Annotated in this window: 17 protein-coding genes; 1 reads left to right on the top strand and 16 read right to left on the bottom strand. The window is 68.2% G+C overall.

Features of this window, described 5'->3' with window-relative positions:
* Position 1 precedes the first annotated feature (1 nt).
* From mltB to ACW11F_RS06600, 6 genes are all read right to left on the bottom strand, one after another.
* A complete protein-coding gene (gene mltB / locus ACW11F_RS06625) occupies positions 2 to 1,102 on the bottom strand; it encodes a lytic murein transglycosylase B (RefSeq protein ID WP_456996124.1) in 1,101 nt (366 codons plus the stop codon).
* A 69-nt stretch (positions 1,103 to 1,171) separates the two neighbouring features.
* Positions 1,172 to 2,281: a rod shape-determining protein RodA gene (gene rodA / locus ACW11F_RS06620; RefSeq protein ID WP_456996123.1), complete on the bottom strand. Its 1,110-nt coding sequence runs from the start codon at positions 2,279 to 2,281 to the stop codon at positions 1,172 to 1,174.
* Complete coding sequence (gene mrdA / locus ACW11F_RS06615; protein WP_456996122.1) at positions 2,278 to 4,254, bottom strand: penicillin-binding protein 2; 1,977 nt, start codon at positions 4,252 to 4,254, stop codon at positions 2,278 to 2,280. The genes rodA and mrdA overlap by 4 nt, the downstream gene beginning before the upstream one ends.
* Before the next feature lie 3 nt (positions 4,255 to 4,257).
* The gene (gene mreD / locus ACW11F_RS06610; RefSeq protein ID WP_456996121.1) at positions 4,258 to 4,743 is read right to left on the bottom strand and encodes a rod shape-determining protein MreD; all 486 of its coding nucleotides are present in this window, start codon (positions 4,741 to 4,743) and stop codon (positions 4,258 to 4,260) included.
* Positions 4,740 to 5,675 carry a rod shape-determining protein MreC gene (gene mreC / locus ACW11F_RS06605; RefSeq protein ID WP_456996120.1) on the bottom strand — a complete coding sequence of 312 codons (936 nt, stop codon included), beginning with the start codon at positions 5,673 to 5,675 and terminating at the stop codon, positions 4,740 to 4,742. Before mreC ends, mreD begins: the two co-directional genes overlap by 4 nt.
* A gap of 107 nt (positions 5,676 to 5,782) precedes the next feature.
* Positions 5,783 to 6,829: a rod shape-determining protein gene (locus ACW11F_RS06600; protein ID WP_456996119.1), complete on the bottom strand. Its 1,047-nt coding sequence runs from the start codon at positions 6,827 to 6,829 to the stop codon at positions 5,783 to 5,785.
* 147 nt (positions 6,830 to 6,976) lie between these two features.
* Between ACW11F_RS06600 and ACW11F_RS06595 the strand changes: the two genes are divergently transcribed.
* The gene (locus tag ACW11F_RS06595) at positions 6,977 to 7,909 is read left to right on the top strand and encodes a carbohydrate kinase family protein (RefSeq protein ID WP_456996118.1); all 933 of its coding nucleotides are present in this window, start codon (positions 6,977 to 6,979) and stop codon (positions 7,907 to 7,909) included.
* A gap of 54 nt (positions 7,910 to 7,963) precedes the next feature.
* On the opposite strand, the gene ACW11F_RS06590 is transcribed toward ACW11F_RS06595, so the two are convergent.
* The 10 genes from ACW11F_RS06590 to ACW11F_RS06545 form a co-directional block, all read right to left on the bottom strand.
* Positions 7,964 to 8,674, bottom strand: a complete 711-nt coding sequence (locus ACW11F_RS06590; RefSeq protein ID WP_456996117.1) for a hypothetical protein — start codon at positions 8,672 to 8,674, stop codon at positions 7,964 to 7,966.
* A gap of 38 nt (positions 8,675 to 8,712) precedes the next feature.
* Positions 8,713 to 10,644, bottom strand: a complete 1,932-nt coding sequence (locus ACW11F_RS06585) for a M1 family metallopeptidase (protein WP_456996116.1) — start codon at positions 10,642 to 10,644, stop codon at positions 8,713 to 8,715.
* A gap of 97 nt (positions 10,645 to 10,741) precedes the next feature.
* Positions 10,742 to 11,497: a bifunctional demethylmenaquinone methyltransferase/2-methoxy-6-polyprenyl-1,4-benzoquinol methylase UbiE gene (ubiE, locus tag ACW11F_RS06580; protein ID WP_456996115.1), complete on the bottom strand. Its 756-nt coding sequence runs from the start codon at positions 11,495 to 11,497 to the stop codon at positions 10,742 to 10,744.
* A 145-nt stretch (positions 11,498 to 11,642) separates the two neighbouring features.
* The gene (locus ACW11F_RS06575) at positions 11,643 to 12,407 is read right to left on the bottom strand and encodes a DUF4019 domain-containing protein (RefSeq protein WP_456996114.1); all 765 of its coding nucleotides are present in this window, start codon (positions 12,405 to 12,407) and stop codon (positions 11,643 to 11,645) included.
* Positions 12,408 to 12,522: 115 nt separating this feature from the next.
* Entirely contained in the window at positions 12,523 to 13,536 is a 1,014-nt protein-coding gene (locus ACW11F_RS06570; protein ID WP_456996113.1) for a YVTN family beta-propeller repeat protein, read from the bottom strand.
* A gap of 114 nt (positions 13,537 to 13,650) precedes the next feature.
* Complete coding sequence (locus ACW11F_RS06565; protein ID WP_456996112.1) at positions 13,651 to 14,115, bottom strand: DUF2269 family protein; 465 nt, start codon at positions 14,113 to 14,115, stop codon at positions 13,651 to 13,653.
* A gap of 3 nt (positions 14,116 to 14,118) precedes the next feature.
* Entirely contained in the window at positions 14,119 to 15,405 is a 1,287-nt protein-coding gene (locus ACW11F_RS06560) for an SDR family oxidoreductase (RefSeq protein ID WP_456996111.1), read from the bottom strand.
* A 105-nt stretch (positions 15,406 to 15,510) separates the two neighbouring features.
* Entirely contained in the window at positions 15,511 to 16,884 is a 1,374-nt protein-coding gene (hslU, locus tag ACW11F_RS06555; protein ID WP_456996564.1) for an ATP-dependent protease ATPase subunit HslU, read from the bottom strand.
* A gap of 46 nt (positions 16,885 to 16,930) precedes the next feature.
* Positions 16,931 to 17,482 (bottom strand): ATP-dependent protease subunit HslV, encoded by a 552-nt coding sequence (hslV, locus tag ACW11F_RS06550; protein ID WP_456996110.1) that lies wholly within the window; start codon positions 17,480 to 17,482, stop codon positions 16,931 to 16,933.
* A gap of 46 nt (positions 17,483 to 17,528) precedes the next feature.
* Positions 17,529 to 18,542 carry an LLM class flavin-dependent oxidoreductase gene (locus tag ACW11F_RS06545; RefSeq protein ID WP_456996109.1) on the bottom strand — a complete coding sequence of 338 codons (1,014 nt, stop codon included), beginning with the start codon at positions 18,540 to 18,542 and terminating at the stop codon, positions 17,529 to 17,531.
* Between the last annotated feature and the right edge of the window lie 88 nt (positions 18,543 to 18,630).

Genomic DNA, 18,630 nt, shown 5'->3' with positions numbered 1-18,630 from the left:
CTCAGCCTCCCGCCCGGGCGCGGATCGCCTGCGCCAGCTGGTGCACCGCCAGGGCATACATCGGCGAGCGGTTGTAGCGGGTGATGACGTAGAAGTTGCCGTAGGCTATCCAGTATTCGCGTCCGCCATCGCCCTCGAAATTGAGCACGGTGGCACCTTCACGCAGCGGCTCGCCGGCGACGGGGCGATAGCCATGCGCCTGCAGCTCGGCCAAGGTGTGCACCGGGTCGAGATCGTCCGGCACCCACTCTGCACGGCCCGGATCCTTCTGCGCACGCGCCACCACCGGCTCGCCACGCTGCCAGCCGTGCACCACGAAGTAATTGGCGATGGAAGCGAACACGTCCGGCTTGTGCGTGAGCAGGTCGCGGCGGCCATCGCCATCGCCATCCTTCGCCCACAACCGGTAGCTGGACGGCATGAACTGGCCCATGCCCATCGCACCGGCATAGCTGCCTTTGAGCGCGGTGATGTCCAGTTGCGGCTCGGCCTTGCCCAGCGCGAACAGCTGCGCCAGCTCGCCGGCGAAGAACGGTGCGCGGCGCGGGAAGTCGAAGGCCAGCGTGTACAGCGCGTCGAGCACGCGGTAGCTGCCCATGTTGCCGCCGTACTGCGTCTCCACGCCGATGATGGCGACGATCATCTCCGCCGGCACCCCGGTTTCGGCCGCGATGCGCTCCAGTGCCGCGCGGTTTTCGCGGTAGAACGCGGCACCGCCGCTGATGCGCTTCTCGTTGAGGAAGATCGGGCGGTAGTCCTTCCACGGCCGCACGGCCTCGGCCGGGCGCGAGATGATCTCGACGATGCGCGGCTGTGCCTTGGCTTGGGCCAGGATCGAACGGATGTACGCCGGCTCGACGCCATAGGTGTGCGCGGTGTAATCGACGAACGCGGCTTCGCGCTGCGCGCGCGGGATCGACGGATCGGTGACCGAGGCCGGCGCCTGCGGACGCTCGGCGGGCTGCGGCGGCAAGGTCACGCCTTGCGGCGGCGTCTCGCTCGGCGGCGGGGCTTCACTGCCGACGGGAGGCGGCGGTGGCGCGTGGGTGGCACAGGCGGCCAGAGCGAGGGGAAGCGCGAGGGCGAGTGTGCGTCGGATCATCGCCGCAGGTTATCACGCAAGCAAAAAAGCGACGAGACGGGATTCACTGTCGCGACAGCATCTCCCGGGTCACTTTCGCCGCCGCGCGTCGCTGCCGGCGGCCATCACCAGGCCCATGCCGGCGAGGATCGCCACCGCCGAGGTGCCGCCATAGGAAATCAGCGGCATCGGCACGCCGACCACCGGCAGCAGGCCGGAAATCATCGCGCCGTTGACCAGCACGTAGACGAACAGCGACAGGCCGAGGGTGCCGGCGATGATGCGCGAAAAGCCGTCGCGCGCTTCCACCGCGATCCACAGGCAGCGCCCGATCACCACCAGGTACAGCGCCAGCACCACCACCACGCCGACCCAGCCGAACTCCTCGGACAGCACCGAGAAGGCGAAGTCGGTGGTGTGCTCGGGCAGGTAATCCAGGTGCGATTGCGTGCCGTGGCCCCAGCCCTTGCCGAACCAGCCGCCGGAGCCGATCGCGATCTTCGACTGGATGATGTTCCAGCCTGCACCCAGCGGGTCGCTCTCCGGGTCCAGGAACATCAGGATGCGATCCTTCTGGTAGGGCTTCAGCAGCCAGAACCAGGCCACCGGCGCCAGTGCCAGCACCGCGCCGGCGGCGGCAACGAACCACCACCATGACAACCCGACCAGGAACAGCGCGAACACGCCGCTGGCGAGCACCAGCATGGCGGTGCCGAAGTCCTTCTGCAGCAGGATCAGCGCCACCGGCACCGCGATCGCCGCACCGGCGGCGAGCAGCGTGGGCAGGCGCGGCGGCAACACGGCGCGATCCAGCTGCCAGGCCAGCATCATCGGCAGCGTGATCTTGAGCAGTTCCGCCGGCTGGAAATAGAACACGCCAAGGTTGAGCCAGTGCCCGCCATGGCGACCGGTGCCGACGAACAGCACCGCCACCAGCGGCAGCAGGGACAGGAAATACGCATGCGGCGCGATCGCGCGCAGCGTCGGCGGGCTGAAACGGGAAATGCCCCACATCGCCGCGATGCCCACCGCGAAACGCGCGCCCTGGGCCAGCATCAGCCGCGTGCTGCCGCCACCTGCACTGTGCAGCACCAGCAGGCTGGCCAGCATCAACCCGACCAGTGCGGCGAGCAGCGGCAGGTCGACGCTGCGCAGGATGCGCGCCACCACGTTCGTGAGCCAGCGCAGCAGCGGATTCATCGCGTCCCGTCCTGCGCGGCGGGCGCGGTGGCTGGCGACTCGTCCCCGCCATGGTCACCGGCGGAGGCCACCGACACGCCGCCGGCACGGGCATCGGCCTCCGGCTCCGCGTCCACGCCGTCCGGCAGCTTGCCGGTGATCCAGGCATCCAGGATCTTGCGCGCGATCGGTGCCGCGGTGGCGCTGCCATAGCCACCGCCCTCCACCGCCACCGCCACCGCGATGGTCGGCTCCAATGCGGGGGCATAACCGATGAACAGCGCGCGGTGACGCAGGTGCATCGGCAGGCTGCGCGGGTTGACCGCAGCCGAGCCGCGCCGGCTGACCACTTGCGCGGTACCGGTCTTGCTGGCGATCTGGTACTCCAGCCCGTGGCGGATATTGGTCGCGGTACCCGGCCCGTGCACGGTGGCGATCATGCCCTGGCGCACTGCTTCCAGGTGCGCCGGGCTGTTGCTGATGCGCACCGGCGCAGGCTGCGGCAGTGGCTGCCAGGGCGCGGCGAACCCGTGACGCTCGGCGCTGACCAGGTGCGGACTGCGCAACCAGCCACCATTGCCCAGTGCGGCGGTGGCCTGCACCAGTTGCAGCGGGGTGACTTTCCAGAAGCCTTGGCCGATGCCACTGATCACGGTGTCACCGGGATACCAGCGGCCCTGCTGCGGCGCGTTCTTCGCCTTCCATTCCGGCGACGGCAGAATGCCGCCGATTTCGCCCGACAGATCGACCCCGGTCGGCTTGCCGAAGCCGTAGAGATCCATGTAATGGTCGAAACGCTCGATGCCCAGATCCAGCGCCAGCCGGTAGTAATAGGTGTTGACCGAGGCGTAGATGGATTTGTACAGGTCGGTCCAGCCATGGCCGCCACGCGCGGCATCACCATAACCACGGCGCTGATTGCCGAGGCGGAACATGCCGGTGGACAGCACCCGATCCTCGGGTCGGCGCAGGCCGCTGTCGAGGCCGGCCAGCGCCACCATCGGCTTGATGGTGGAGCCGGGCGCGACCCCGCCGAGCACCGCGCGGTTGAACTGCGGCCGCGACGGATTCTCGTTCAGCGCCTTGTAGTCGGCGTGCGAAATGCCGTTGACGAACAGGTTGGGGTCGTAGCTGGGCAGGCTGACCAGGGCGAGGATTTCTCCATTGCGCGGATCGACCGCGACCGCGGTGCCTTCGAGCTCGCCGAACGCCGCCACCATCGCGCGCTGCAGATCGATGTCGATCGACAGTTGCAGGTCGGCGCCGGGGGTGGCCGGTTGGGTGCCGAGCACACGCAGCGCGCGGCCATCGGAATTGGTTTCGATGCGCTCATGGCCAACCGCGCCGCGCAGGCGGTCTTCGTAATAGCGCTCGAGCCCGGTCTTGCCGATGTGGCTGAATGCCGCCGCGCTCTCGTCGAGGCGCTCGCGATCCTGCGCATCGACGCGACCGACATAGCCGACCACGTGCGCGAACAGCTCGCCATAGGGATAGACGCGACTGAAGTACGGCACCAGTTCGACGCCGGGGAAGCGCCAGCGATCCACCGCGAAGCGGGCGATTTCCTCATCGCTCAGACGCAGCTTGAGCGGGATCGGGCGGAACCGGCGCACGCCCTTGCGTGCCTCGGCAAACGCCTCGCGCTCATCCTCGGACAACTCGATGACCTCGCCGAGGCGCTCCAGCAGCTGGTCCAGGTCACCCGCGCGCTCGGGCGTCACATCAAGGCGGAACGCGGGCACGTTGTCGGCCAGCACGCGCCCCTTGCGATCGTAGATCAGGCCGCGGCCGGGCACGATCGGGCGCGGCTTGACCCGGTTGGCCTCGGCCTGCGCGGCGAACTGCTCGTGCTGCAGCACCTGCAGGCGGAAGTACCACCCACCCAGGCCGAACAGGGCCAACGCAACCAGCGCGAAACCGAAGAACGCACGACGGCGGAACTGCTCGGCCTCCAGGGCCCGGTTCTTGACCAGACGGCGGCGCTGCCCCCACATGACTCAGGCGCGCCCGCGCCGACGGCGCAGCGCGTCAAGCACGATGAACACCGGCCCCCACAGCAACGCGCCGGTGATCGGCGACAGCCAATACGCTGCCGGCCATTGCGGCGCCCCGGCCATGCCATGGATGGCGGCGGCCACCAAGCGGTCGTTGAGCAGCAACCCGGCCATCACCAGCGATTGTTGCCACAGCGGGAAGAAACGCAGGCGGGTACGGAAGCGATCAAGGATGAAGGCCAGGATCACCAGCCGCAGTGCCTGCTCGCCGAGCATCGCGCCATGCGCGAAGTCGGCAACAAGCCCGGAGAAGAAGGCAAGGCCAAGGCCGGCGCGTTCGGGCGCCTCCAGTACCCAATAAGCCACCACCAGCGCCAGCCAGTACGGCCGCAGCGGCGCCAGCAGCGGCGGCAACGGCACCAGCGTGAGCACGATGGCAAGAACAACGCTGGCCACGATCCACGCGCGGCCATGGCGCATGCGCTTCATCGGGCATCCCCGGGCGCGGGCGCATCGCCGGCTTCGGCGGCGGCAGAGGCATCGGCGGGCGCTGCATCCCCATCCGCCGGGGAATCCACCGACGGCTGCGCCGGCATCTCGCGCAGCAGCAATACTTCACGGCCACGGTCAAGCGCTGCGGCGGGGGTCAAGGTACCGACGAGAAAGGCGCGGCTGTCATCGGGCTGCAGCGCCTGTACCGTGCCGACCTTGAAACCCGGCGGGAAACGCCCGCCCAGGCCCGAGGTCTGCACGATGTCGCCAACCTGTACATCGGCGCTGCGCGGGATGTTGCCGAGCGCGATGCCATCGCCCTGGCCGTAGGCCACCAGACGCACGCCGTTGCGCGCCACTTCCACCGGTACCGCGTGGTCCGGATCGGTCAGCAGCAACACGATGGCGGTATTCGCCTGCACGTGGATCACCTGGCCCAGCACGCCGCCGGCATCGAGCACGGTCTGTCCGGCATGCACGCCCTGTCGGCTGCCGGCGCCGAGCAGCAGGCGCTGCCGCGTCGGGTCGAGATCGACGTCGAGGATCGGCGCCAGCTGCACGTCCACCCCACCCTGCGCGACCATGCCGAGCATGGCCCGCAGGCGGGCGTTTTCCGCCGCCGCCGATTCCAGTCGCGCCACCCGTGCACCCGAAATCAGCAGCGCATTGCGCAACACACGATTGTCATGCGCCAGTTGGCGACGCAAGGCGGCATCGCTGCGCATGGTTTCGCCCAGGCGCGAAGGCAATGCCGCCACCTGCCACACCGGCTGCATCGCCAGGTTGCCGACATCGCGCGCCTTTTCCAGCCATCCACCTCGATGATCGAGGAACAGCAGCAGCAGGGACAGCGCCAGATAACCAAGCAGGCGCAGGCTGCCGGCGATGTCCTGCGGGCGGGGTGCGGCGGGGCCTGCGTAGGAAGACACGATCTGGAACGGCTCGCGGCTGGAAGGGAAAAGGTGCGTGTGGCGCTGCCTGCGGCCTGCCCTGGCCGCCCGTCCCGCTGCACCACCGCGGGCGCGGGCTCACGGCATCAATCGTTGGCGAAGAACTCGTTGCCGTGCTTGTCCAGCAGATCCAGTGCCTTGCCGCCGCCACGCGCCACGCAGGTCAGCGGATCATCGGCCACCATCACGTGCAGGCCGGTTTCCTCGGACAGCAGGCGATCAAGATCGCGCAGCAGGGCGCCACCACCGGTGAGCACGATGCCGCGCTCGGCGACGTCGGCCGACAGTTCCGGCGGGGTCTGCTCCAGTGCCTGCTTGACCCCGGCGACGATGGTCGACAGCGGCTCACGCAACGCCTCGAGCACCTCGCTGGAATTGATGCTGATCACCTTGGGCACGCCCTCGGCGAGGTGGCGGCCCGAGATCTCGGTATCGCGGACTTCCTCCTGCGGATAGGCGCAACCGATCTCCACCTTGATGCGCTCGGCGGTGGCTTCGCCGATCAGCATGCCGTGGTGGCGGCGCACGTAGTTGATGATGGCTTCGTCGAAGCGGTCGCCACCGGAACGGATCGAGGACGAATACACGATGCCGTTGAGTGCGATCACCGCCACCTCGGTGGTGCCGCCACCGACATCGATCACCATCGAACCGCAGGCGTCGGTCACCGGCAGGCCGGCGCCGATGGCCGCTGCCATCGGTTCCTCGATCAGCGACACGTCGCGCGCACCCGCCTCCAGCGCGGACTCCTTGATCGCGCGCTGCTCGACCTGGGTCGAGCCGCTGGGCACGCAGATCAGCACCCGTGGGCTGGGCTTGAGGAAACGGCTCTTGTGCACTTTCTTGATGAAGTACTTGAGCATTTCCTCGGTATAGGTGAAGTCGGCGATGACGCCATCCTTCATCGGTCGGATGGTGGTCAGGTTGCCCGGGGTGCGACCCAGCATCTGCTTGGCATCGGTGCCGACCGCCGCCACCGAGCGCGGCGCGCCGGTGACCCGGTCCTGGCGCACGGTGACCACGGAGGGCTCGTTGAGCACGATGCCCTGGCCGCGCACGTAGATCAGCGTGTTGGCAGTGCCGAGGTCGATCGAGAGGTCGTTGGAGAACAGGCCACGCAGCTTCTTGAACATCGGGTGGGGCGCTCGTGTCGGGGGGAGGGTTCGGGAAGCACGCCAGTCTAGCGAAAAACCGTGCCGCCGGCGCTTCCCGCGCGGCCGCGGCATGGCCTTCGCCGGCACATGCGGCTACCCTGTCCCGGTTTCCCGAGAGCACCTGCGATGTCCGTCCTGATCTGTGGGTCCCTGGCCTACGACACCATCATGGTCTTCCCCGACCAATTCAAGAACCATATCCTGCCGGACAAGGTGCACATCCTGAATGTGTCCTTCCTGGTGCCGCGGATGCGCCGCGAGTTCGGCGGTTGTGCCGGCAACATCGCCTACAACCTGCACCTGCTCGGCGGCAAGCCGTTGCCGATGGCCACCGTGGGCCAGGATTTCGGCCCTTATCGCGCGCATTTCGAGGCGCTCGGCATCCCGCTGACCTATGTGCGCGAGCTGTCCGATGCGTACACGCCGCAGGCCTTCATCACCACCGATCACGACAACAACCAGATCACCGCCTTCCACCCCGGCGCGATGGGCCAGAGCCATCTCAACCACGTGCGCGACACCGAAGGGGTGACGCTGGGCATCGTCGCCCCGGACGGGCGCGAGGGCATGCTGCAGAACGCACGCGAGTTCGCCGAGGCCGGCATCCCCTTCATCTTCGATCCCGGCCAGGCGATGCCGCTGTTCAATGGCGAGGAGTTCCGCGAATTCGTGAACCTGGCCGATTACGTGGTGACCAACGATTACGAATCCAGCCTGCTGCAGGAGCGCACCGGCTGGAACGAGCGCGAGATCGCGAATCGGGTCAAGGCCTTCATCATCACCCGCGGCCCGCGCGGCTGCGACATCTTCCACGATGGCGTCAGCCTCAACGTGCCGCCGGCGCAGGAAGAAGCGGTGATCGATCCGACCGGCTGCGGCGATGCCTTCCGTGCCGGCCTGATCCACGGCCTGCAAAGCGGCATGGACTGGGCCACCATCGGCCGCGTCGGCAACCTGATGGGCGCACTGAAGATCAGCTGCCACGGCACGCAGAACCAGCGTTTCACCCACGAGGAGTTCGCCGCCGAGTTCCAGCGCCAGTTCGGCTACGCGCTTTGAGTCCGCCCCGGCGCCGCTGCGGGCGCCGGGCGGTGAGGCAACAGCGAGGCCGGCTCAGTTCCAGCCGGGCATGCGCGCGGGATCCATACCGCCGACCTCGAAGGTCGCACTGCGCGTGCCGGAAGGCTTGACCGGGAACTCGATGCTGACCTCGCGCGCGGACTTGAACATGCGCCACAACGCCTTTTCGTCCTTGATGAACATGGCGATGGCCTCGTCGGTGTCCGGACGCGAGCCGCGCAAGGTGCGCGCGGTGCCGTCCACGTCCAGCTTCAGGGTGCAGCCGGCGTAGCAGTTGAAGTCGCCACGCTCCAGCACCAGGTAGCTCGAGCGTCCCCATTCGGGATGATCGCGGAAGATCAGCTTGACCGGAGTGCGCCCGCCATCGAGCTCGATGCGCTTGCGCGCATTGATCGCCGCGGTGTGTTGTTGGCCCTTGCCCGCAGGGTTGCTCTGGTAATCCCACAGCCCCTTGAGCCGGCGCTCGGCACGCAATGCCTTGGCCTTGCCCTCGATTTCCTCGAATCGGGCCTCGGCCTCGCCGGCGGCGCGGGTTCCGGCGTACTCGCGGCGCAGCAGGTCGGCCTGCGCGTAGGCCAGCTCCCATTTCTCCTCGGCCAGCGCCTCGTCCAGCGTCTTCTTTGCCGGCGCGGCGGCGGCCTCGCGTGCCTCGGCCTCGCGCGCGGCCACCACCTCCGGATCCTCGGCGGGGGTGCACGCCGCCAGCAGCAGGCCCGTCGCCAGCATGCCGGCGAGGGCGGGCATCGCCGCTCCCCGCCTTGTCACGGCGCGCGCCCGCGGCATCACTTGCCCTCGGCCCTGGCGATCACCGATTCCACCGAGCCACTGGTGATCGGGTGGTAGCCGGGCTTGGCGCGGGCATACACCTGCCTGGCCAGCGCCAGCCCCTCGGGCGTCTTCACCAGCTCGGCATAGATCGGCATGATCAGCTTGCGCCGGCCCACGCGCTCGATGAACTTCGCCATCTCGTCATTGGCTTCGGCATAACCGCTGCGCACCGCCAGAGGATACCAGCGCATGGCGATTTCGCCGTTCGGGGTGCCGGTGAAACCGAACGCGTCGTCAAGCTGCTTGAGCTGTTCGTGCTCCAGCGTCTCGGGCATGCCTTCGAGGAAATGCACCCACTCGTGGGTGGACCAGGCATCGGTCAACTGCCGCGCCGGCATGGTGCCATCGCCAAGCCAGGCGGTGCGTGCGGTGGTGACCACGCCGAACGGGCGCGCGCTGACCTGCGGCGCGAAGTCGGGCACGCCCGGCTCGTACACCCATTGCTCGACCTGTTCCATGGTCGCCTTGCCCGGATTCTTGTCGATCAGATGCGTCTTCAGGTAATCGAGGAATTGCCCGGTGGTGATCGACTGGAAGGCGAAGTGGTCGAAATAGCCCTTCAGGAACGGATCGAACACCTCGCGGCCAAAGGTGCGCTCCAGCCACTGCAGCATCCACGCGCCCTTGGTGTAGACGGTGGCCGAGGACGAGCCGTCCGGATCGCCCAGCTCGCCGGGCTTGAGCGCCATCACCTGCAGCTTCTTGTCCAGGGTCTGGTATTCGCGACGCAGCTCGTCACGGTCGATCACGTCCTCCATGTCCTTGGCGTCCTCGCCATACAGCGCTTCGGTGATGCGGCCCTGGACGTAGGTGGTGAAGCCTTCGTTGAGCCACGCATCACGGTCGGTGGCGAAGGTCACCAGGTTGCCCGACCAGCTGTGCGCCAGCTCATGCGCGATCAGTGACACCAGCGACTTGTCGCCGACGATCACGGTCGGCGTGGCGAAGGTCAGGCGCGGGTTCTCCATGCCGCCATAGGGGAAGGAGGGCGGCAGCACCAGCATGTCGTAGCGGTCCCAGCGGTAGGGGCCGTACAGCTTCTCGGTCACCTCGATCATCTTCTCGGTGTCCTCGAACTCGCGCACCGCCTTGTCCACCATCGCCGGCTCGGCCCAGACGCCGCTGCGCGCGCTGATCGGCTTGAACACCAGGTCGCCGGCGGCGATGGCGAGCAGGTAGGAGGGAATCGGCTGCGGCATGCGGAAGCTGTATTCGCCATCACGCGCCGCATACGGGTCGTTGTCCGCGCTCATCAGCACCATCACATTTTGCGGGGCGCGCACGGTGGCCGAGTAGGTGAAGCGGATCTGCGGCGTGTCCTGCAGCGGCACCCAGCTGCGCGCATGGATCTGCTGCGACTGGCTGAACATGAACGGCGATTTCTTGCCTTCGGTCTGCGCCGGGGTCAGCCACTGCAGCCCCGAGGCCTCCGGCGAGGTGCGATAGGTCACGCGCACCTTGCCCGGACGCTGCGGGGTCTGCACGGTCAGCTTGGTGCCGAGCACCTTGTCTGCGGTCGGCGCCAGGGCGAACTCCAGCGGTTGCCACTGGCCATCGGCGGCCTCGCCTTCGGCCTTCTGGATGCTGAGGTCGCGGGTATCAAGCACCAGCTGGGTGGCACTCTGGTCAAGCCATTCCAGGGTGTAGGTCGCGGTGCCGGCCAGCTCGTGCTTGGCGAAGTCGATGTCCAGATCCAGCGCCAGGTCCTTGGTGCGGACCTTGTCGGCCTCGGCATAGGAGTGGTCATCGATGATCTTTTCCGCGGCCGCGGTTGCCGCCGCCGGTGTGCTCGCGCCCGGCGTGGCCGGTGCCGGTGCTTCGGATGGGGTGCAGCCGGCGGCGAGCAGCACGCTGGCGATGGACAGCATCAACACGGAATGGCGCATCGGGGAACCCATGGCAATGGAAACCCCGGAGTTTAGCGCGGCCGCCGCAGCCCCGCCCTGCCCGCGGCTGAAGGCCACGAGCGTCCGGCGCGGCAGCTCAGGCCTTGTAGCCGGTATGGATCGCGACGATGCCGGCGGACAGGTTGCGGTAGCCGACCCGGGCGAACCCGGCCGCTTCCATCATCGCCTTCAGCGCTTCCTGCGGCGGGTGCTTGCGGATCGACTCGGCGAGGTACTGGTAGCTGTCGGCATCACGCGCAAACAGCTTGCCCAGCCGCGGCAGCACCTTGAAGCTGTGGAAGTCGTACAGCGGCTTGAACCACGGTGCGGTGACCTCGGAAAACTCCAGCACCCGCGCCTGGCCACCGACCTTGAGCACGCGATGCATCTGCGCCAGCGCGGCATCCTTGTCGGTGACGTTGCGCAGGCCGAAGGCGATGGTGACGAGGTCGAAGCTGGCATCCGGGAACGGCAGCTTTTCCGCATTGCATTGCACGTATTCGAAGCCGCGCACATGGCCGCGATTGGTCATGCGGTCGCGCCCGACCTTGAGCATCGAGGCATTGATGTCGCCCAGCACCAGCTCACCCGCATCGCCGACGCGCGGCTTGAGCAGCGCGGCGATGTCGCCGGTGCCACCAGCCAGATCCAGCACCCGATCGCCCGGCTTGACCTGCGCGGTGGCGACGAAATAGCGCTTCCACGCCCGATGGATGCCCAGCGACATCAGGTCGTTCATCAGGTCGTAATTGCCGGCCACCGAGGTGAACACCTCGCCGACCAGCTTCTGCTTCTCGCCCACCGGCACGTCACGGAAACCGAAGTGGGTGGTGCCCTGCTCGTGTTCGTTCATGCGCGGATTATCGCACCGACCCGGGAAGCGCCACAGGGGCGGGTTCATGTTCGCGGCAGCGACAGTGCAAGCCGACTTGTCCGCCGCGCACATCAGCCCCCCGGCGCATGGACGCAGGCCGCTCGATCACCGCCATGACCGGCAGTCACGGCGCGATACAGCGGAACCCGGCCTTGATCCGGGACAGCTGTGCTTCACTCAGCGAGGCCGCTTGGTCGGCATCGACGAAACCGTCCTCGATGCGCAGTATCGACAGCCTCGACTGCCGATCATGAAGCCACATCACGTACCCGCAGCGGAAGGGCGCACGCGCGTAACTCGCCTGGAAATCGACGGCAAGATAGATCCCCGGCTCGGGGGCGCCAGGCGGATCGATGTAGGGGGTGACCTTGAGTGCCGGCTCGGGCTGGAGAGGCCCCGCCTGCTGATGGAACCGGGCCTGCTGATCCAGCCATTGCGCAAGCGGGAGCATGGCGTCCAGCGTCGGGGAAAACCGGTCATGGAACGCGCGCAGCTGCTCGGCCTCCGTCATCGCGAGCCAATTGCGGGTCTGGCTGGCGACCAGCGACGCCAGGCGCTCCTGCTCCGCTTGCGAAATGGAGATCGGCGTCGACCCGGTGGATCCGGATTCGATCTGCGCGGAGCAGGTGAAGTTCTGGATGAACTCGTAGCTGGCCGCATCTTCGGCCGCAGCGGAAACGTCACTGCGTGAAGTGAAGCGGTAACGGCCCATCACCGGGCTGAGCGCACCGCATGCACGTGCCAGTGTCGGCAACAGCCGGCGTTGCGCATCTTCGGTCCTCAGGGCCCGATCGGCTTTCAGGATGGCGGTGAAGCCGCCTTCCCCATCGCTCTGCAGGGTGATCGCATCGGTGGCATGGGCGGCGCCCGCCAGCACCAGCAGGGTCATGGCAACGAGTTTCTTCATCTCTCCCCCGCGGTCAGACTGGAGCCAGCGTCAAGCGGATTGTCGCACCCGGCGCCGGTGCACCACGGCATGCCTGCCGGCAACAGGGCTCGGGCATTCAGCGCACGATGCCGAGCGCATCCGGCTCCTTGCCGGTGGGCCAGCGGTCGATGACCTGCCAGCGTGCGGTATCGACCACCGCGACCTCGTCGCCGCCGCTGATCGCGACATAGGCGCGCGGGCGCTGCGGATCGACGATCACGCCGATCGGCAGTGCGGTATCGCCGAGCAGACTCTTGCCGTACTGCGCGCCGTCCTCATCGATGCGCACATCGGCGACCTGCCTGCGCTGGGCGACATCGAACACCGCCAGGCGTGCGGCGCGGGCGTTGGTGACCAGCGCGTGTCTGCCATCGGCGGTGAACGCGACGCGGATCGGGAAGCCGGTGCTGGGCAGCCTGGCGCGCAGCTCCAGCGTGTCCGGGTCATGGATGGTGACGCTGTCATCGGCGCGATTGCCGACCCAGACCTCGCCGCTGTGCGGATGCACGGCGATGCCTTCCGCGCCGGCGCCGCTGGCGACTTCATGGGTCTTGCGCGCGGTGTCCAGGTCAACGCGCACCACGGTGCCCGCGCGGATCTTGCTGACGTAGGTGGTGCGGCCATCCGGCGACACCGCGAGCATGTGGCCAATGCCCTCGCCGACGTCGATGTCGGCGGTCACCTGACCGGCATCCAGATCCACCCGCAGCAGGCTGCCGGTGCCTTCCGCGCTGACCAGCAGCTCGCTGCGGCTGCCAGGAATGAAGGCGATGCCATGCGGACGGCGTTTTTCGCCGAGCGGCACGCTGCGTGGCGCGGCGCCACGGTCGATCACGCTCAGGCTGTTGCCGCGCGCATGGTCGGCGTAATTGCTGACCACGATGCGCCCGCCATCCGCCGATACCGCGATCTCGTGCGGCTGGTGGCCGGTGGGAAACTCGCCGAGCTTGCGGCCATCGGCCAGCGACAACCGCCACACCGTGTCCGCCGACTTGTTGCCGACCAGGAGCTCCCCGGTTTCGGTCGCGGGCAGCGAGGTGCAGGCACCGAGTGCAAGCAGGAGCACGGGGACAAGCAGCAGGCGGTTCATGGCGATGCATGCGTGGGAACGGAGTTCCAGCATAGCGCCGATGCAGGCCATGGCCCGTCGACCCGCATCCGGCCCCGGCTCGCCCTGCATCACGGTGGTCGCCGCCGCGCAGGATCAGGACGGCTTGAACTCCATCAGGATGTAGATGGCGACAACGCTGAGGAAGGCCGGCCAGCCCAGCCAGAACCAGATGCGCATGTAGCGGTGGTAGCGCGGCGGCAGCGGCTGGCCGGCGGCGGCGGCTTCGCGCGCGAGGTCGCGCACGCGCCACTGCAGCCACAGCACCGGCAGCCAGCAGGCGCCGACGAACAGGAACAGGATCAAGGCCCAGCGCAGCCAGGTGAAACCGAAGGTCCAGCCGGCGATATGCATCATCGCCAGACCCGTGCCCAACTGCACGAGAACGGCCGGGGCGGTGAAGCAGGCATCGGCGATCACCACCAGCCGCGCGGTGGAGGCGATGTGCGCGACATCGCCACGCCGATGCGCCATCCACATGAAGAAGGCGATGCCCATGCCGGTGCCGAACAGCACCGCCGCGGAGAGGATGTGCACCACCGTCAATGCCGTGTACAGCATCTCTCAACGCCTCTCGACCAGAACCCACAACACCGCCAGCGCCGGCAGCAGCACCAGATTCTTGGCCAGCCCGCCCAGCGGCTCCAGCCACAGGCCGGGCAACAGCAGGCCGAACACCACGGTGTAGGCAAGCACCGAAATCCCCATCAGGCCGAGTACCAGGCGCGGTCGCCAGCCACTGGCGAGCCACAGCGCGAGCACCAGGTCGATGCCTGCGGCGATGCGCGCCAGCGCGACCGGTTCCAGCGTGGCGAGTGCACTGCCCGCCGTGAGCTGCTCGATTTCCGCGGCCGGCGTGCGCCAGCCGGCCCAGGCCGAGATCAGCCACAGCACCACCACCGCCAAGCGCAATGTGGGCACGAGAAAATACAACTGCGCCTGCCAGCGGTCCTGCACCTGGCTCGGTTGCGCAGCGAGCGCGGCAGTGAGACTGCGCGGCTCGATGCCGAGGTCATCGTGCAGGCGCGGCAGGGCATTGTCCGCGGCGACATTGCCCCGCCGCAGCATGCGCCACATGGTCTGACCGACCGGGCCACGGCCCAGGCGCTCCCACAGCGCGACCTGCATCGACACCAGCGGCTCGGGCACATGCAACGCGCGCCGCCCGGGGATGCGCAGCCAGCGCCGCCAGGCCGACTGGTACTCGGCCAGGCTCATGCGCTGCGGCCCGCCGACTTCGTACACGCCTCGCGTACGCTTGGAGACCAGCGCCACCACCACGGTGCGACCGACATCTTCGGCGGCCACCGGCTGCACCAGCCAGCGCGCATGTCCGGGCAACCACTGGAAGCCGGGAAACCCGGCCAGTGCGCGCAGCAATGAGCTGCCGCCGTAGGATCCGGCTGCGGCGTACACCAGTGAGGGCCGCAGCACCACCGCGCGCAGCGGCAGCGCCAGCAGGCGCTGATCGAAATCATGCTTGCTGGCGATGAAGTCGCCATCCTCGGGCGCGCCCAGCGCCGATACCTGCACGAAACAGTCCACGCCCTGCGCCACGCAGGCTTCGGCCAGCGCCAGCGGGCCATCGACATGCAGGCCGGCGAAGGTCTGGCCCTGTTCCTCGCGCAGGATGCCGGCGACGTTGACCACCGCATCCACGCCTTCCAGCAACGGCGCCCAGTCCTGCGGCGCTTGCATGCGCATCAGGTCGCAATGGCACTCGTCGTCGGCCGGCGGCTGCCCATGCGGGCGCACGCCCTTGATCACCGACCAACCGGATTCGCGCAGCGCGGCGACGATGTAGCCACCAATGAACCCGTTGCCGCCCAGCACCAGCACCGTGCCTGCCATCCCCTGCCCTCTCGCAGCCCTCATCGGCTGCGCATCATGCGCCGCGCGTTGCCGCACAGCAAGCCGGCGGAGTCATGCAAACCACGTGTGTGGCGTGGGAAAGTCTTACAGGATGTAGCGCGAGAGATCCGGATCCTTGACCAGTTCGTCCAGGTGCGCATCCACGTAGGCGGCATCGATCACCACCTCGCCACCCTTGTCCGGGGCCTCGAAACTGAGTGATTCCAGCAGGCGCTCGAGCACCGTGTGCAGACGCCGCGCGCCGATGTTTTCCTGGCGCTCGTTGACCGTGGCCGAAATCGCGGCGAGGCGTTCGATGGCATCGTCGGTGAAGCGCAGGCGCACGCCCTCGGTGCCCATCAGCTCCACGTACTGCCGCGTCAACGCGGCCTTGGGTTCGGTCAGGATGCGCACGAAATCGTCCTTGCTGAGCGCACTCAACTCGACCCGGATCGGAAAGCGGCCCTGCATCTCGGGGATCAGGTCGCTGGGCTTGGCGAGGTGAAACGCGCCGGAGGCGATGAACAGGATGTGGTCGGTCTTCACCGGGCCGTACTTGGTGCTGACCGTGGAGCCTTCCACCAGCGGCAGCAGATCGCGCTGCACGCCCTCGCGCGAGACGTCCGCGCCCATGCCCTCGCTGCGCTTGGCCACCTTGTCGATCTCGTCGATGAAGACGATGCCGTGCTGCTCGCAGGCCTCGATCGCCGCTTCGCGCACATCGTCCTCGTTGACCAGCTTGCCGGCCTCTTCCTCGGTCAGCAGCGTACGCGCGGCCTGGATGCTCAGGGTCTTCTTGTGGGTGCGGTTGCCGGCGAGCTGGGAGAACATCGAGCGCAACTGCTGGCCCATTTCCTCCATGCCCGGCGGCGCCATGATGTCCACGCCCATGTTGACCGCGGTTTCGATTTCGATCTCGCGACGATCCAGCTCGCCCGCGCGCAGTTGCTGGCGCAGCTTGCGACGGGTGTCGCTCTCCACCCGCGAGGGTTCGTCGCGGGTCGCCTCGTCGATGTTGAAGCCGAAGCTGCTCCCCGCATCGCGCTGCGGCAGCAGGGCATCGAGGATGCGGTCCTCGGCACGCTCCTCGGCCTGCGTGCGCACGCGCTGCTTGGCCTGCTCGCGGTACAGCTTGACCGCGGAATCGGCGAGGTCGCGGATGATCTGCTCGACGTCCTTGCCGACGTAGCCGACTTCTGTGAAGCGGGTCGCCTCGACCTTGACGAACGGCGCATTGGCGAGCGTCGCCAGGCGCCGCGCGATCTCGGTCTTGCCGACCCCGGTCGGGCCAATCATGAGGATGTTCTTCGGGCTGACCTCGCGGCGCATGTCCGCGTCCAGCTGCATGCGCCGCCAGCGGTTGCGCAGGGCGATGGCGACCGCGCGCTTGGCGTCCTGCTGGCCGATGATGTGGCGGTCGAGTTCGGCGACGATCTCGCGCGGGGTCATGGAGGCGGAACTGTTGTCGATCTTCTGCATGGTCATGGCGTCTCGGGTCGCACGGCGGTGCCGGGCAGCGGGCGGCTCAGAGTTCTTCCAGCACGATGTTGCGGTTGGTGTAGATGCACACGTCACCGGCAATCTGCAGCGCTTCCTGCGCGATCTCGCGCGCCGACAACGCGGTATGCGCGAGCAGGGCGCGCGCCGCGGACAGCGCGTACATGCCACCGGAGCCGATCGCGATCAGGCCATCCTCCGGCTCGATCACGTCGCCGGTGCCGCTGATGATCAGCGAGGTGTCCCTGTCGGCCACCGCCAGCAGCGCCTCGAGCTTGCCCAGGCGCCGTTCGGTGCGCCAGTCCTTGGCCATTTCGACCGCGGCGCGGGTCAGCTGGCCGTGCTTCTGCAGCTTGGCCTCGAACAGCTCGAACAGGGTGAACGCATCGGCCGCGGCACCGGCAAAACCGGCCAGCACCTGGCCGTTCTCGCCCAGGCGGCGCACCTTGCGCGCATTGGACTTCATCACCGTATGGCCGAGCGTGACCTGGCCATCGCCGGCGATCACCACCCTGTCGTCGCGGCGCACCGAGACGATGGTGGTGGCGTGGAACACATTGGGATTGTCACTGGGATGCATGTGGCCTCCGCGTCGAGTGATACAGATGGGGGCGTGCGCCGCGGGTTCAAGCCGATGCCGGACTCGCGGCGAGGCCACAGGCGGCGGCGGTCATCGCCAGCGAGCGCATGCGCGCGGCGTGGTCGAACACGTTGCAGGTGAGGATGATCTCGTCGGCGGCGTGCCGGCCTGCGAAGGCGCGGATGTCGCTGGCGACCTGCTCCGGCGTGCCGATCGCCGAACAGGCCAGCGCCTGCGCCAGCCCCGCCTGTTCCTGCGGCGTGCACAGCGCGTCCATCGCCTCGGCCGACGCCAGCGGCGGCGGCATGCGCCCGGCCTGTCCGCGGCGCAGGCGCAGGAACGCCTGCTGCTGGGTGGTGAACAGGCGCCGTGCCTCCGCATCGCTTTCGGCGGCGATCGCGTTCATCGCCAGCATCACCCGCGGCGCCGACAGCCGCAGCGACGGCCGGAAACCTTCGCGATACACCGCCAGCGCCTGCTCCAGCATCTGCGGGGCGAAGTGCGAGGCGAACGCATACGGCAGGCCCAGGCGCGCCGCGAGCTGGGCACCGAACAGGCTGGAGCCGAGAATCCATACCTCGACCTCCTCGCCGGCACCGGGTACCGCCTGCACCGGCTGCCCCGGCTGTGCGGGCTCGAACAGCGACAGCAGTTCGATCACGTCCTGCGGGAACTCCTCGGCGCTCTGGTAATACCGGCGCAGCGCCTGTGCCGCCGCCTGGTCGGTGCCCGGCGCACGCCCGAGGCCGAGATCGATGCGCCGCGGATGCAACGCCGCCAGCGTGCCGAACTGCTCGGCCACCTGCAGCGGCGCGTGGTTGGGCAGCATGATGCCGCCGGCACCGACGCGGATGCGCGAGGTCGCCTGCGCGACATGGCCGATCAGCACCGCCGTCGCGGCGCTGGCGATGCCGGGCATGTTGTGGTGCTCGGCCAGCCAGTAGCGCGCATAGCCGCAGGCCTCCGCCTGGCGCGCCAGCTCGGCGCTGTTGGCAAAGGTCTCGGCCGCACTGCCGCCTTCGATGATCGGGGCGAGGTCGAGGATGGAAAGAGCAAGCATCGTCATCTCCTGTCCGCTGCCGGAACGAATGCACGCGCACTCATGCCACGCGCCTTGGCATGACATGGTGGCGCAACGGCGGCGATGC

Source organism: Luteimonas sp. e5, assembly GCF_054031035.1.
This window is presented reverse-complemented; position numbering and strand designations above follow the sequence as displayed.